Origin of the sequence: Polaromonas sp., assembly GCF_039930745.1 — a bacterium.
Taxonomy (GTDB): domain Bacteria; phylum Pseudomonadota; class Gammaproteobacteria; order Burkholderiales; family Burkholderiaceae_C; genus Polaromonas.
Genome location: NZ_JBDTTH010000030.1, coordinates 1 through 13,922, shown reverse-complemented (window position 1 = coordinate 13,922; position 13,922 = coordinate 1). Strand labels below are relative to the sequence as shown.

General features: G+C 61.4%; 14 protein-coding genes and 1 pseudogene. 7 read left to right on the top strand and 8 right to left on the bottom strand.

The window, feature by feature from the left end:
* Positions 1 to 88: 88 nt before the first annotated feature.
* Positions 89 to 940 carry a M14 family murein peptide amidase A gene (locus ABI660_RS11445; RefSeq protein ID WP_348068027.1) on the bottom strand — a complete coding sequence of 284 codons (852 nt, stop codon included), beginning with the start codon at positions 938 to 940 and terminating at the stop codon, positions 89 to 91.
* 65 nt (positions 941 to 1,005) lie between these two features.
* On the opposite strand from ABI660_RS11445, the gene ABI660_RS11440 reads away from it, so the two are divergent.
* Both ABI660_RS11440 and ABI660_RS11435 read left to right on the top strand, forming a co-directional pair.
* Positions 1,006 to 1,524 (top strand): flavin reductase family protein, encoded by a 519-nt coding sequence (locus tag ABI660_RS11440; RefSeq protein WP_348068025.1) that lies wholly within the window; start codon positions 1,006 to 1,008, stop codon positions 1,522 to 1,524.
* Between the two features lie 28 nt (positions 1,525 to 1,552).
* Complete coding sequence (locus tag ABI660_RS11435; protein ID WP_348068023.1) at positions 1,553 to 2,449, top strand: DMT family transporter; 897 nt, start codon at positions 1,553 to 1,555, stop codon at positions 2,447 to 2,449.
* Positions 2,450 to 2,460: 11 nt separating this feature from the next.
* Here the strand turns inward: ABI660_RS11435 and ABI660_RS11430 are convergent, their stop codons facing one another.
* From ABI660_RS11430 to ABI660_RS11400, 7 genes are all read right to left on the bottom strand, one after another.
* Positions 2,461 to 3,270 carry an SDR family oxidoreductase gene (locus ABI660_RS11430; protein ID WP_348068021.1) on the bottom strand — a complete coding sequence of 270 codons (810 nt, stop codon included), beginning with the start codon at positions 3,268 to 3,270 and terminating at the stop codon, positions 2,461 to 2,463.
* Positions 3,271 to 3,324: 54 nt separating this feature from the next.
* Positions 3,325 to 4,068 carry an SDR family NAD(P)-dependent oxidoreductase gene (locus ABI660_RS11425; RefSeq protein ID WP_348068019.1) on the bottom strand — a complete coding sequence of 248 codons (744 nt, stop codon included), beginning with the start codon at positions 4,066 to 4,068 and terminating at the stop codon, positions 3,325 to 3,327.
* A 143-nt stretch (positions 4,069 to 4,211) separates the two neighbouring features.
* Positions 4,212 to 5,141, bottom strand: coding sequence for a branched-chain amino acid ABC transporter permease (locus tag ABI660_RS11420; protein ID WP_348068017.1), 930 nt, complete (start codon positions 5,139 to 5,141; stop codon positions 4,212 to 4,214).
* Between the two features lie 111 nt (positions 5,142 to 5,252).
* Positions 5,253 to 6,602 carry an ABC transporter substrate-binding protein gene (locus ABI660_RS11415; RefSeq protein WP_348068015.1) on the bottom strand — a complete coding sequence of 450 codons (1,350 nt, stop codon included), beginning with the start codon at positions 6,600 to 6,602 and terminating at the stop codon, positions 5,253 to 5,255.
* A gap of 29 nt (positions 6,603 to 6,631) precedes the next feature.
* Positions 6,632 to 7,534, bottom strand: coding sequence for an NAD(P)-dependent oxidoreductase (locus ABI660_RS11410; RefSeq protein ID WP_348068013.1), 903 nt, complete (start codon positions 7,532 to 7,534; stop codon positions 6,632 to 6,634).
* A gap of 23 nt (positions 7,535 to 7,557) precedes the next feature.
* Complete coding sequence (gene iolC, locus ABI660_RS11405; protein WP_348068011.1) at positions 7,558 to 9,477, bottom strand: 5-dehydro-2-deoxygluconokinase; 1,920 nt, start codon at positions 9,475 to 9,477, stop codon at positions 7,558 to 7,560.
* Positions 9,474 to 10,346, bottom strand: a complete 873-nt coding sequence (locus tag ABI660_RS11400; RefSeq protein ID WP_348068009.1) for a MurR/RpiR family transcriptional regulator — start codon at positions 10,344 to 10,346, stop codon at positions 9,474 to 9,476. The genes iolC and ABI660_RS11400 overlap by 4 nt, the downstream gene beginning before the upstream one ends.
* Before the next feature lie 154 nt (positions 10,347 to 10,500).
* Here ABI660_RS11400 and ABI660_RS11395 point away from each other — a divergent pair, with 154 nt between their 5' ends.
* From ABI660_RS11395 to ABI660_RS11375, 5 genes and pseudogenes are all read left to right on the top strand, one after another.
* Positions 10,501 to 11,514 carry a branched-chain amino acid ABC transporter permease gene (locus tag ABI660_RS11395; RefSeq protein WP_348068007.1) on the top strand — a complete coding sequence of 338 codons (1,014 nt, stop codon included), beginning with the start codon at positions 10,501 to 10,503 and terminating at the stop codon, positions 11,512 to 11,514.
* Entirely contained in the window at positions 11,511 to 12,254 is a 744-nt protein-coding gene (locus ABI660_RS11390; protein WP_348068005.1) for an ABC transporter ATP-binding protein, read from the top strand. Before ABI660_RS11395 ends, ABI660_RS11390 begins: the two co-directional genes overlap by 4 nt.
* Positions 12,251 to 12,985, top strand: a complete 735-nt coding sequence (locus tag ABI660_RS11385; RefSeq protein WP_348068003.1) for an ABC transporter ATP-binding protein — start codon at positions 12,251 to 12,253, stop codon at positions 12,983 to 12,985. Before ABI660_RS11390 ends, ABI660_RS11385 begins: the two co-directional genes overlap by 4 nt.
* A 5-nt stretch (positions 12,986 to 12,990) precedes the next feature.
* Complete coding sequence (locus tag ABI660_RS11380) at positions 12,991 to 13,653, top strand: ATP-binding cassette domain-containing protein (protein ID WP_348068001.1); 663 nt, start codon at positions 12,991 to 12,993, stop codon at positions 13,651 to 13,653.
* 85 nt (positions 13,654 to 13,738) lie between these two features.
* Positions 13,739 to 13,922 (top strand): annotated as a pseudogene (locus ABI660_RS11375) (methylmalonate-semialdehyde dehydrogenase (CoA acylating)); the annotation flags it as partial.

Here is a 13,922-nt window from a genome sequence, read left to right as displayed (position 1 = left end):
TTTATAGCTGTCAGTGCCCGTCCACAAAGGTCTAGAGGCTGATTTGACCCATAATTGACGTGTCAATAACGGCAGCGCGTTCTGCAGTTCAAGGCGTGCGCCCCAGCCCCCCGGCGCTGCCAGGGGGCAGCCGCTCGGACATCCAGCGCAACAGGTCCAGCCACATCTGGCGCATCTCGGCATTGAGCGGGGTGCGCATGGCATTGGGTAATTCGATGGTCACCACCGGCACGCCTTTGTGCACCCCGCCGTAATTGCCCAGCGAACCGGGGAAGATGCCCACCTGGTCGAGGTAAAGCCGGCCCAGTTTGGAGGGCGGCACCGACGGCCCGTCAAAATCCAGCACGCCATAGGGCGCATGGATGCTGACGATCAGGTGCGGCTTGAAGCGCTGCATCTCTTCATGCAGAAAACGCGATTCGGGTTCTGACAGTGGTTTGGGCCCCGGCCAGCGCCGCGGGTCTTTGCCGGTGCGTTTTTCCCAATACACCTTGGCATCGCGCTCCCAAAACGGCGTGGGGAAATTGCGGTTCAGGTCCACCCCGTTGGCATTGACGCGTCGCGGCGGGGTGGCCAGCAGGCCGTCGGGATTGAGCGCCGGAATAAAGCGCCAGTGAATCGCCTGTGACCAGGGCGCCGTCGTCTCCTTGGCCAGCCCGATCCAGTGCAGGGCTACCGAGGCTGACGACAGCTCGTCACCATGGATGGCACCCAGCACCAGGACACGCTGGCGAGGCTCTTCCGGCTTGACATCGCGCATCCACAGGGTCTGGCCCTGGACCGAACGGGCCGCTGTGGCCTGCAGCTGCGCTGCTTCGCACAGGCTCCGCTTGAGGTTCGGCAGTTTTCGGACAAAATCGTCGCAAGGCCCTGTCGCTTGTGCGCTATTCGCTATCAAAAGAGAAGCAAAAATAAGAGCGGCGGGACAGAACAAGCGCATGGGCCGATTTTACGCGCCATGCCGGCCGGCCGCGCCGGCAAAGCCGATTCAGGTAAATTACATCCATGACGCCCCCCACGCCTTTGCGCCAGGCCAGCCGCCCGGATTTTTCAACGACCGAGTTCCGCGCAGCACTCGGCATGTTTGCCACCGGCGTCACCATCGTCACCGCGCGCGCGGCGAACGGTGAACTGGTCGGGCTGACGGCCAACTCCTTCAACTCGGTCTCGCTGGCGCCACCCCTGGTGCTCTGGAGCCTGGCGCAGGCGGCCGGCTCCATGCCGGCGCTGAGTACCGGCTCCCACTACGCCATCAACATCCTGGCCGCCGACCAGAAAGAGCTGGCCGAGCGTTTTGCGGCGAAACGCGAAGGCCGGTGGGACGGTGTCGCCTGGACCGAGGGCATCAGCGGCTCGCCCCTGCTGACAGGCGCGGCCGCCACCTTCGAGTGTTTCAACCGCAGCCGCTATGAAGAAGGTGACCACGTGATTTTTGTCGGCGAGGTTGAGCGCTGCGCCCACCGCCAGGGTGCTGCGCCGCTGCTGTTTCACGGTGGCAGGTTTTATACCGAGCATCCGCTGTAAGCACAAGCGCAGCCACCATCATCGCCTCATGACGACCCGCAAAACCCATCTCGACACCCTTTCGATTTCGCTGCTGCTCGCCTGCTGCCTGTTCTGGGGCTTTCAGCAGGTGCTGGTGAAGGCCACCTTGGCGGAGGTGCCCCCGGTGTTCCAGGCCTCCATCCGTTTTGCCGGCGCCACGCTGCTGCTATGGTTGTGGTGCGCCTGGCGCGGCGTCAAGCTGTTTTCCAGGGACGGCACGCTGGGTGCCGGCCTGCTGGCCGGAGGCCTGTTCGCCGTCGAGTTTGCCTGCCTGTATGTGGGCTTGCAGTACACCAGTGCCTCGCGGTTGACGGTGTTTCTCTACACCTCGCCATTCTGGGTAGCGGTGCTGCTGCCGCTGCGGGTTGCATCCGAGAAACTGCGCAGCCTGCAATGGGTGGGGCTGGCCTGCGCCTTCGCGGCCGTGGTGTTTGCGCTGCGCGAAGGTTTCAGCGCCGGCGCCGCCTCCACCCGGTCCGGAGACTTGCTCGCGCTGGCCGCCGGCATGTTCTGGGGCCTGACCACCGTGGTGATACGCGCATCTTCGCTGGCCCGGGTGTCGGCTGAGAAGCTGCTGTTCTACCAGGTGGCTGTGAGTACGGCGGCCCTGCCTTTTCTGTCACTGGCGCTCGGTGAACAATGGGTCTGGGCCTTCAGCCCCTTCGCCATCACTTCGCTGCTGCTGCAGACGGTGGTTGGCGCCTTTGCCAGTTACCTGGCGTGGATGTGGATGCTCGGCCGTTACCCGGCTACAAAGATTTCAGTGTTTGTTTTCCTCACGCCGCTGTTTGCACTGCTGTTCGGCGCCCTCTGGCTGAAGGAGTCCGTCACACCCAGCCTGTTGGCTGCGCTGGTGATGGTGGCTGTGGGCATCGTGCTGGTGAATCGCAAACCCGCGTCCTGAGCAGCCACCGCTCATTGCGAGGCGGTGATGCCGCCATCAAGGTAGAGGACTTGGCCAGTCACAAAAGATGCGGCAGGTGCTGCAAAAAAAACCGCGGCCCCGGCCACGTCCTGCGGATCGGCAACGCGGCCCAACGGAATCCGCTCCAGCACTTGCCGGTGCGTCTCGGGGTTTTCCAGCCAATGACGCGCCATCTCCGTCTGGACGACCGTGGGAGCGATCCCATTGACCGTGATGCCGTGTGGCGCCAGCTCACTGGCGTGCTGGCGAATCAGCATGACCAGCCCACCCTTGCTGCTGGTGTAAGCCGAATAGCCGCGGCCACGCAGCCCCAGCTGCGCCCGCACTGACAAAAGATGAACCTGAGCGCCCCCACGCGCCCCGGCTATCTGTTGCTTGGCCACCGCCTGTGCCAGGAACATGGCCGCTTTCAGGTTGACCTGCAGCACTTCGTCAAATGCTTCCTCAGTGACCTCCAGCAGCGCCTGCTCGCGCTGCATGCCCACGCAATTGATCAGGATGTCGAGCCGGCCATAGTGTGCGGCCACGGCGTCTACCGACGCCTGCATGTGCGGAACTGAATGAGCATCCATCGTCAGCCCGATGGCATCGTGCCCCGCAGCGCACAGGGCCGAGGCCACATCGCGCGCCTTGCTCTCGCTCCGCCCCGAAACGGCAACCTTGGCACCAGCCATCGCCAAGGCCCAGGCAATGGCTTCGCCAATGCCTCCGTACCCGCCCGGCACATACGCGACCTTGCCGCTCAGGTCGAACAGGCCCTTCAGGGCCGAGGTGAAATCAATGCGGGGAGTGAGGCTCATGAATGACCGGATTGTGTATGGAAATACTTTCTTGAACGCAAGGGCTTTCCCGTTTCAATCCATCAGCAGGCCGCCATTGAGATCGATGATCTCGCCTGTGATAAAGCCGGCCAGCGGGGAAGCGAGAAAGCGCACCACATGCGCAAACTCTTCAGGCTCACAAAACCGGCCGACCGGAATGTCCCTGAGCAGCTTCTGCCGCTGCTCTTCATTGAGCTGCTCGGTGAGCATGGGGGTCTTCACGTAAGCCGGCGCGATGGCGTTGGCCGTGATGCCGAAAGACGCCAATTCACGCGCCAGCGAGAAGGTCAGTGCGCTCATCGCACCCTTGGACACCGAGTACGCCGTTCCGGCGGTCAGCCCGCCGGTTTTGGCCGCCAGCGAACTGGTGTTGATGATGCGGCCGGAACGCCGCGCCTTCATGGCCGGCACCACCTTCTGCGACAGGTAGAAGGCTCCGTCCAGGTTGGCACCCATCACGCGGCGCCACTCCTGTGCATCGGTCGCCTCGACCTTGTTGTTGGAAAGGATGCCGGCGTTGTTGACCAGGATATCCACGGGCCCCAGCGCCTGAACGATCAGGGCATGACCCTCCCGTACCGCCTTTGCATCGCTGATGTCAAAGCAAAAGGGGAAGGCGCTCCCACCAAGCTCTGCCGCCAGTGCGCGGTTTCGCTCTTCGCTGAAATCAACCATGGCCACTTTGCATCCGTCTTCCAGAAGCACGCGTGTGGCGGCGGCCCCCATGGTGCCTGCCGCACCAGTGACCAGGGCCACTTTGTCTTTGAGAGGTTTCATCACCGTCACCTGTGAAGCCAGTTAGCTGGCCGGATTAATCTTATTTCAGGGCCAGCGCAGAACCGGCTCCGCCGGGCTGCAGATGGCGCCCCCTTTAGGGGGGGTCCGGCTACACGCAGTGAGCCGAGGCGGGGGAGCCCAACTTATGCATCCAGCACACTCTTCTTTCCAAACAGACCGCGGGAGCGAAAGGTCACGACGGCAATAAATAGCAAATACATGGACATCAGGGACCACTCCGAGGCGTAGGAGCCGGTCAGCCCCACCACCATGCCCACCATCAGCCCGGCGATGACCGCACCCCACAGCGAACCCACCCCACCCAGGACGATGATGAGGAAAGCCGGCACCACGGCATCGACACCGACATGAGGCCGGATTCCCCAGATGGGCGCCATGACAACCCCGGCAATCGCCGCAAGCGCCACACCGAGGCCAAAGACAAAAAGCCGCAGGCGCGACAGGTTGATGCCAAGCGCCCGCACCATCTCGCTGTCGTGCGCTCCGGCCTTGATGATGGCCCCATAGGGCGTTTTCTGCAGAAACAACCAGAGCATGACAATCATCAGAATAGCAAAACCGCTGGCAAAGAAGCGGTACTTGGAATACACCAGATCACCCAGCAGCACCGCGCCCGAAATAGCCTCTGGCAGCTGCAGCTGTTTTTCGGAAGAGCCCCACACAATACGTATGGCCTCTTCGATCACCAGGGCAGCGCCAAAGGTCAGCAACAAGCCATAGAGAGGGTCGCGCCCATAGGTGCGGCGCATGCACAGCTCCAGCAGCATGCCGAAAAGTCCGACGAAGACCGGCGCCAGAATCAGCGCAATCAAATACCGCGTTTCAATGGGAAAAGCCATGTACCAGGCCTGCAGCTCGGGAAACATCCCCAGCTGCGGCGCCACCATGAAAAGCGCGAAATACATGCCCAGCGCAAATAGCGAGCCATGTGCCAGATTGATGGTTTCCATCACCCCGACAATCAGCATGAAGCCCAGAGCGATAAGCGCGAACAACAGGCCCAGTGACACGCCATTGATGAGGTGGGGGAAAAGCTGGAAAAGGAAGTCCATAAATTTCTGCGGTTAGGGCGTGGTCCGAGTCAGGATTCGCTGGCAGCGCCTGCGCTGCATCGATGCCACCCGGGCAGCGTCGCGGACTTTTCATTGGCGTCCATGGCAGGCCTAGACTTCGTAACTCGGTGTGGCTTCATAGCTCTCGAGCTTGCAGGCGCCCAGGGAGTCCTTGTCCTGCACATCCTTGGGGTCGGCCTGGGTCAGGATTTTGAAGATGTCATCCTTCTCCGTCGGCGCTTCGTTGTACGTCGCCATGTAAATCGTCTGCTGGCACTGATGGGTGACCGGGTCCATCCATGCGTCGTAATGCTGCAGGCGGTCGACGGCTGTCATTTTGCGTCCCTCGAGCTTTTTAATGACGGCGATGTTGTTGGTTGTGCCCGCCTCTTCCACGCAACGCAACAGTTCCCGCGTGGCCATGTAGCCATTGTGGAAGACATTGCCCGGCACGCGGATGGCCATGCCCGGGAACTGCTTCTGGTAAGCCGCCACGAATTCCTTCACGCCCGGCAAATTGAGTTTCCAGTACCAGGTGGTGCCAAACACACCAAATATCGCGTCCGGGCCCAGGCCATACACATCCGGCCAGTCCTGCTGGTTGTTGATCCAGGCCATGGACTGGTTCATCTTGAGCTGCACCACCTGCTGGCGCAGCGCCTTGATGTCGTCCCCGCCGACGGCTGTCGCCACCACGTTAGGTTTGAGCTGCTGCAGCTTGAGCAGGTAGGCAGAGAAGTCACGGGTGTTCTGCGGCACCAGGAGCTCTTCAACAATGCGCCCGCCATTGGCCTCGACAATCGCCCGCGTGGCCTTGGACGTGGTGTGCCCCCAGACGTAGTCATTGGTCAGCAGCACCCAGTTGCGGCCGCTGGCCTTGATGGCGTTCTTGACCGTGGCGTTGGAGAAATTGGTGCCGTTGCCGTCCCAGACAAACTTGGTCCGGTGGCAGTCCTTGCCCGCCTCGGTCGGGGAGCTGGAGTTGGTGTTGAGAAAAATGGTGCCGTATTTTTGCGCCACCTGCGAGATGGCATTGGACACACCCGAATGCACCGCGCCGATCAGGAAAGCGGCTTCATTGCGGGTGATCATGCGTTCGGCCACACGTGAGCCCGTCGCCGGCGTGGTTTCGGTGTCGATGTGAATGGCTTCAATGCGCCGTCCCAGCACGCCACCCTTGTCGTTGAACTCCTTGATGGCCATCATGGCGCCCAGGCGCTCCATGCCGCCGGATGCGGCGTACTGACCAGACGCATCCATGGTCAGGCCGATGGTCAGCGGTTTTTTCTGGGCAGTCTGGGCCCACGCATGGTTGTGTTTCCATGGCCCCATGAAGGGTGCCGCACCGTAAAGGCCGGCACCGACAAGCGCGAGGCTGGACTTCTTCAACAGATCGCGACGCGACGCCGAAGGGGCGTCCTCTGACGATTCCGGGCTGGTAGGTTTTTTGGTGTCGTTCATGCTTGTCTCCTGCTGTGGTTGGGTTGTTGTTAACGGGGAACGATCTTGACGTCGTTAAGTTTTTCCTGGGCTTCAAAAAGGGAGGCGATCAACTTGCCGCCAAAGCCGGCGTTGCTTGCCTGAATCAGGCTCTGGTGCGCGGCTTCGCCCATGAAGCTGGTCACGGGCAGCATTTCCGCCAGATGGGTGTAATAACGCAGATCTTTCTGCGCGTTGGCGATGCCGAACTTGAAGCCGGTCACATCACCCTCCTTGAGGGTTTTGGTGGCCATCATCTGGAAGATGCCGCAGTTCACACCACCGGCTGAAATCACGTCATACAGCCGGTTCAGGTCGAGGCCGCTCTTGGCCGCGACGGCGAAGGCTTCGGCAATCGATGCGGCAAAGCTCATCGCCATCATGTTGTTGACCAGCTTGAGGACGTGGCCGTGGCCGGGCGGACCCACATGGAAAATGTTTTCGCAGAAGGCTTTCAACACCGGCTCGACCGCCCGGAAGTCCTCGTCGTCTGCTCCCACCATGGTGTTGAGCCGGCCTTCCTCCGCCTCTTTGGGGGTGCGGGCCAGGGGTGCATCCACCAGCTTGATGCCTTTGGCGGCCAGGTCATTGCGAATACGGGTACTCGATGCGGGCTCGGCAGTCGACGTATCCACGACGATCAAGCCCTTGCGTCCGCACTCCAGCAAGCCGTCTTTTCCGTAAATGATTTCTTCGACCTGGGGCGAACCGGTCACGCAGATGAAGACGATGTCCGAGGCCTGGGCGCAGGCCGCATTGGTCGCCGCTTCCTGCGCGCCTGCGGCAATCAGGTCCGCCAGGTTGTCACGGTTGCGGTTGACCTTGAAGGTCAGGGCAAAACCCTTGGCGAGCAGGTTTTTGGCCATGCCGTGGCCCATCATGCCGATCCCTATGAATCCGATTTTTTGTGTCATGTGTCTGTCTCCTTGTTAATTGATCAGCTCACGGCTTCGGCCACGCCGGCCCGGGCTTCGTCCCAGAGCCGGATGAGCCTGGCGTAGCGCTGTGCGATGTCGTCAATGACCTGTTCGTCATCCATGCGCCCCCCAAACCAGCCGGCCGCGGCTTCCGAGAAGATGGACCGCCCGACGGCAAAACCTCGGCAGATGGCATGCGGTGCTGCAATGCGAAAGCTCTGGTCCAGGCGGTCTTCACTGGCTTCAAGGCCCAGCAACAACACGCCACGGCAGTGCGGATCGTTTTGTTCGATCACGGCAACAATGGCTTCCCATTCCTGTGCCGATTCAGCGGGCGGCAGCTTCCACCACTCGGGGTAGATGTCGGCGCGATAGATCTGCTCGAGCGCTTGCGCCAGCGTGTTGCTGTCTCGCGGCATTTCCTTGGGCGGAATCACTTCCACCAGGAATTCATGGAAGGTGTCTGTGCTCGCACGCTGCAGTTCCGCCAGCCTGGCCAGCTGCTGCTCCCGCAGCGAAAGCGGATCCTGGGGGTGATAACTCACCAGGCACTTGGCCACGTGTTCGGCGGGCCAGGAACGCATGGCTTGCGACAAATGGGCGCCTGCTTCGAATTGCAGGGGCCGTGAGCCGGGCAACTCAACAGGCCGCGCGACCCACCAGCCTTTGCCTGTCATGGTGGGCAAGACTTCATCACCGAAGCGCCCGTCCACGATGACGCCGACGCCAGCCCGGCCCCTGGCACCCCGCCTGGCGCCCTCCGCAATCAGCGATTTGAAAAGCCGGATGCGCTCATGACCCGCGTTGTGCCGTGCGGCCAGCTCTTCCAACTGCACGCGGTGGTCAAACGCCAGGATGACCAGCTCGGCCCAACGTCTTGTACGCGTAGTGGCCCGATGCAGGTGCTCAAGCCGCGCATCTTCCCTGAGCTTGCGGGTGTTCGATCCGTGGAGCAGGAAAAATTGCAGCTCTTCCCAACTGGGCATGGCGGGAGCGCATCCGTGGCGCGACACCACCAGCGCGCCACAGGCATTGGCATAAGCGCAGCACTGCGTCAGGGGCTCGTTGCGTACCCAGCCTCTCAGAAAGCCGGCCATGAAGGCATCACCCGCGCCCAGGACGTTGTAGACCTCCACCGGGAAGCCCGGGCCTTTGAGCCCTTGTTCGAGCTCGTCCGGAATGGCACCCTCGAACACCACGCAGCCCATGGGGCCACGCTTGACCACGAGGGTGGCTGGCGTGAGCGCCCTCAAACAGCGCAGCGCCGCCAGCGTATCGGTGCTGCCCCCCGCAATATGGATTTCCTCTTCGGTGCCCACCACCAGGTCGCACTGGCCGATCACCGTCTGCAAATGCGCGCTGACCTCGCCGGACGGCACAAAGCGCTGCTCACCCATGCCGGGACTGGTCAGGCCCCACAACACTGGCCGGTAGTCGATGTCCAGCACGACGCGAGTGCCCGCCTGCCTGGCAAAAGTGATGGCCTTGCGGCATGCCTCGTAAGTGGTTGGCTGCGACAGGTGGGTGCCTGAAAGCAGCAGGGCCGAACTCGAGGCGATAAAGGCCGCGTCGAAGTCATCCTGGCTGACAGCCATATCGGCACAGTTATCGCGGTAGAAAACCAATGGGAAGGTTTCCTGATCCTGGATGCCCAGGAAAACCAGCGCCGTGAGCCGCTTCGGATCGGTCTTGACGTGGCCCACGTCCACACCCTCTGCGCTTAGGGTTTCACGTACAAAGCGCCCATTGTGCTCATCGCCCACGCGGGTCAGCATGGCCGCCTTGAGCCCCAGCCGGGCCACGCCCACTGCCGTGTTGGCGGGTGAACCGCCCAGATACTTGGTGAAGCTCTGCATGTCCTCCAGGCGGCCACCAATCTGCTCGCCGTACAGATCGACCGCGGCGCGGCCCATGCAGATCACATCCAGCGCGCGAGTCATGCCGTCCCCTTGCGCCGCGCCGGCTTGCCTGCGGGTTTGCCGGCGCCCTGTTCTGCGATGTGGTGTCCGGTGCTGACCACCAGCGCCTGCGCCAGACACAGGGGAGCGACCAGGGAGCGGAACGGTTTTGACGAATCGTCGGCCAGTTCAAAACAGACCGTGGCCGGCGCCTTGAGTGGCGACACGGGACCGTCCGTGATGGCAATCACCGTCGCGCCCAGTTTCTCCGCAGCAACAGCCGCGTCTATGACCTCAGGCGAATAATTGCGGAAGCTCGCGACGATCAGCACATCACCAGGTGCGATCGAACGAAGGCTTTCCCTGAGCATGCCGCCGGTGCCGTCCAGCAGATGCGTGCGGAGCTCCAGCTGGCTCAGCGCATAGGCGAGATAACCGGCCACCGGAAATGCACGCCGCTGGGCCAGCACGTGGATTCGCGGCGCGGCAGCCATCAGCTTCACCGCCGATTTCAGGTCGCTTTGCTGGATTTTTTCCTCAAGGTGGCCCAGCTCGGCCACAGACTCGCCGACCAGTTCATGCAATACCCCGGCCGGCGCGCGGCTACCGTTGACCTGCTTGCGTCGCATCTGCGCGATACGCTCGCGGTAGCTGTCCGAGCGCTCCAGCAGGTGACCACGAAACACCTGCTGCATTTCCGAGAAGCCGCCATAACCCAACGCGTTTGAAAACCGGATCACAGCCGAAGGTTGCACCTGCGTTGACTCCGCCACGGTGGCCACGGTGCCCAGCGCCAGTTCATTGGGTTGCTCCATGGCATAACGCGCAATACGCTGCAGCTGCTTGGACATGTCCGGATAAGCCCGGGCCATCAACACCTTGAGGTCCTCGTAAGTAGTCACAGGGTCCATGGGTCTCCGCCGCCTGAAAAATACACACGGGCCAGCTGCTCGTGCGCACCGTGTAAATAGAACAAATATTCTTGCATGACTAAATATTAGAATGTATATTCTGTTTTGTCCACCTCTTTTTCAAATCGAATAAATCAACCGAGACACAACGCTCATGCAACTTGCCTCCGGCCGCGCACCCCTGTTTCCTGTGCCGATGCTGATTTGCCTGGTGGTTCTGCTGTCCACTCCTCTGTGGGTGGCACGCGTCGGCCTTTACCAATACCTGGCCCTGGAAATCATGATCTGGGTGCTTTTTGCCCTGGGCTACAACCTGCTGCTGGGCTTCACCGGTTTGCCTTCCTTCGGCCATGGCGCATTTTTTGGCGTGGGCGCCTATGCCTTTGGCCTGCTGCAATTGCGCGTCTGGCCCAACCTCTGGTTTGACCTGCTGGGCGCCGTACTGGTCACCGCTTTCCTGGGAGCTGCGGTCGCGGCATTCATTTCGCACCGGCGCGGCATTTACTACGCCTTGCTGACCATTGCCTTCGGACAGGTTTTCTGGTTTGTCGCCAACAAATGGCATACCGTGACGGGCGGTGAGGACGGCCTGCTCAATATCAAGCGCCTGCCGGCAGACTTTGGTTTTGTCTCTTTTGACCTTGCCAGCAACAACGCGCTGTTCTTTTTCTGCCTGGTTCTTTTTGCAGTGGTGCTGCTCGGGCTCTGGCGGCTGATTCATTCACCGCTGGGTCGCATCCTCAGCGCCATCAAGCAAAACGAAACCCGCGCAGCGTTTGTAGGCTACAACGTCTGGCTTTACAAATGGCTGGCCTTCACGCTTTCCGCGGCGGTGGCGGGACTGGCCGGCGCCATGTTTGCGATGGCGCAGCAATCGGCGTACCCCAATGTGATGAGCCTGCACACCTCCGGGTTTGTGGTCATGATGGTGCTGATTGGCGGCGGCCTGGTGAGCTTCTGGGGGCCGGTGATTGGTGCCGCCTTTTTCATTCTTGCGCGTGACCTGCTGGGCGCCTACACCGAGACCTGGCTGCTCTGGTATGGACTGATCTTCATGGCCATGGTGCTGTTCAAGCCGGAGGGAATCGCCGGAGTCTGGCAGGCCTGGAAAGCCAGGCCTCGCAAGACCCCGGTGGCAGCCGCAACACGCGCAGGAGGTGTGCTGTGAAGCTGTTTGAAGCCCATGGCCTGTCCAAGCGCTTCGGCGCACAGATGGTGTTGCAGGACATCACGCTCGGGTTTGAGGAAGGCCAGCTGGCCGGCATCATGGGCCCCAACGGTGCTGGCAAGACCACCTGCTTCAATGTACTGACGGGGCGCTACAAGCCGGACCGTGGCCGCGTGACTTTTGCCGGAGAGGACATCACAGGCTTGTCCCCGCGAGAAATTTCCCACAAGGGAATATCGCGCTCCTTTCAGATCATGAACCTGTTCGACAGCTACACCGCGCTGGACAACGTGCTGGTGGCCATGCCGCATGTGCGTAAACAGGGCTTCAACGCCTGGCGCGATCTCGGTGCTGACACCACCGCCCAGCAGATGGCTGCGGCAGTGCTGGAACGGGTGGGCCTCAAGGGAAAGGAGCGCGTGATGGCCAGCAGCCTGTCGTACGGTCAGCGCCGCGCGCTTGAAATTGGTGTTGCGCTGGCCGCCGAGCCACGCATGCTGTTTCTCGATGAACCTACGGCAGGTCTCGGGGCTGAGGGCACGGACCGGTTGATGGACCTGGTCAGGGAACTCAAGCGGCAACTGACGATTGTGATCATCGAGCACGACATGAACTTTCTTTTCAATCTGGCAGACCAGATTTCGGTGATTCACTGGGGGCAGGTCATCACGCAAGGCACACCGGCCGAGTTGAAACAAAACGAGTGGGTCCAGCGCTCCAATCTGGGAGCGCTGGCATGAACGCCCTATTGAAGCCTTCAGCGGCTCCCGCCGACATGCTGGTGGTCGAACACATCGACACCTTTTACGGTGAAACACAGGTCCTGTTCGATGTTTCCCTGCGTGTCGGTGCGGGTGAAGTGGTGGCATTGCTCGGGCCCAACGGGGCAGGCAAAACGACCACGCTGCGTTCCGTCCTGGGCTTGACCGCGCCCCGCAAGGGCAACATTTCATTCGATGGGCGGGACGTTACGCGCATGCCTACCCACGAGATTGCCCGAGCAGGCCTGGGCTGGGTTCCTGACGACAGGCGCATTTTCCCGACCCTCACGGTGGCACGAAATCTGGCCATTGCACGCAAGACCACCCGCTTTCGCAAGTGGAGTGAAAAGGAATGTTTTGAAATTTTCAGCGCCATGGAATACCTGATGGAGCGGGAGTGCGAAAACCTCTCCGGCGGAGAGATGCAGATGGTGGCCATCTCCCGCGCGCTGCTTGGCTCGCCAGGGCTGGTGCTGTTCGACGAGCCTAGCCAGGGCCTCGCACCCAAGGTGGTCCAGGACGTGATGAAAACCATCACGCGGTTGAAGGCCGAAGGCATTGCCGTGCTGGTCGTCGAGCAGAACGTTCAGAGCGCGCTGGCAGTTGCTGACCGCGTCTATGTCATGAACATGGGCCAGATCGTCCATGAAGGTCCCGCGGCAGAGCTGCGCAACAACGCTGCCCTGCGCCGGCAGCTTCTCGGAGTTTAGTCTGCATGCACCACCCTCTTTTGCGTGTTGAACAACTCGCCAAGCAATACCAGCGCGGGCTGATCCGCAAGAAAACCACGTTTTCCCTGACGGCTGACTTCGAAGTCAACAAGCCCTGCGTCATCGGTGTCATGGGCCCCAACGGCTCGGGCAAAACCACCTTGTTCGAAATGATCACCGGAAGCAACCTCCCCAGCGCCGGCCGGGTGCTGGTCAACGGCCAGGATATTCACCAGGTGCGGACCCGTGAACGCGACCGTCTCGCAGTTCACTACCACCAGTCCTACCAGGTCAGGTCTTTCCAGAAGAGCAAGCCCGACTTCATGTTGGCCCATGCTGAAGGTAATTCTCCGCTGGTGCACCTGTTTGATGAACCCCAGTTCAACACCCAGGATGGCTACATCGGTTTCATGCTCGATTTTTTCAGCAAACTCAAGAGCCAGGGACGGATCGTATTTCTCTGCCTTCACCCCAACGAGCCGTACCACATCGACATTCTGCGCAAAAGTTGCGAGCGCTTCATTTATGTTCAGAAGGGCGTGGTGACCGAAGCAGCCGACTTTGCAACGCTCACCAGCGACCCGCGCGTACGCACCTATCTGGGTGCGCTGGCGCCAGCCGTGGATGCAGCGCCCGAGGCTCTTCCCCTGGCTGCGCACGCCACCTGAGCGTCGCCCACTTCATTGAAGGCCGGGCCGGAAGCGCAGCTCGCTTCCGCTCGCCTCACAACCGTCATCTCTTGAATCAAGCTCCATGAACACCACTCCTCCTTTGGCCTCCCGCTCCGTCCTTCCTCTCATCGGGCATTGGACGGCCGGCCGCCTGTCAACCGCCACCTCCTCCCGCAACCAAGACGTCTTCAACCCCGCCACAGGCCAGGTAACAGGCCGAGTCGCGCTGGCCAGCGCCGCCGAAGTCGATGCCGCAGTCGCCGCAG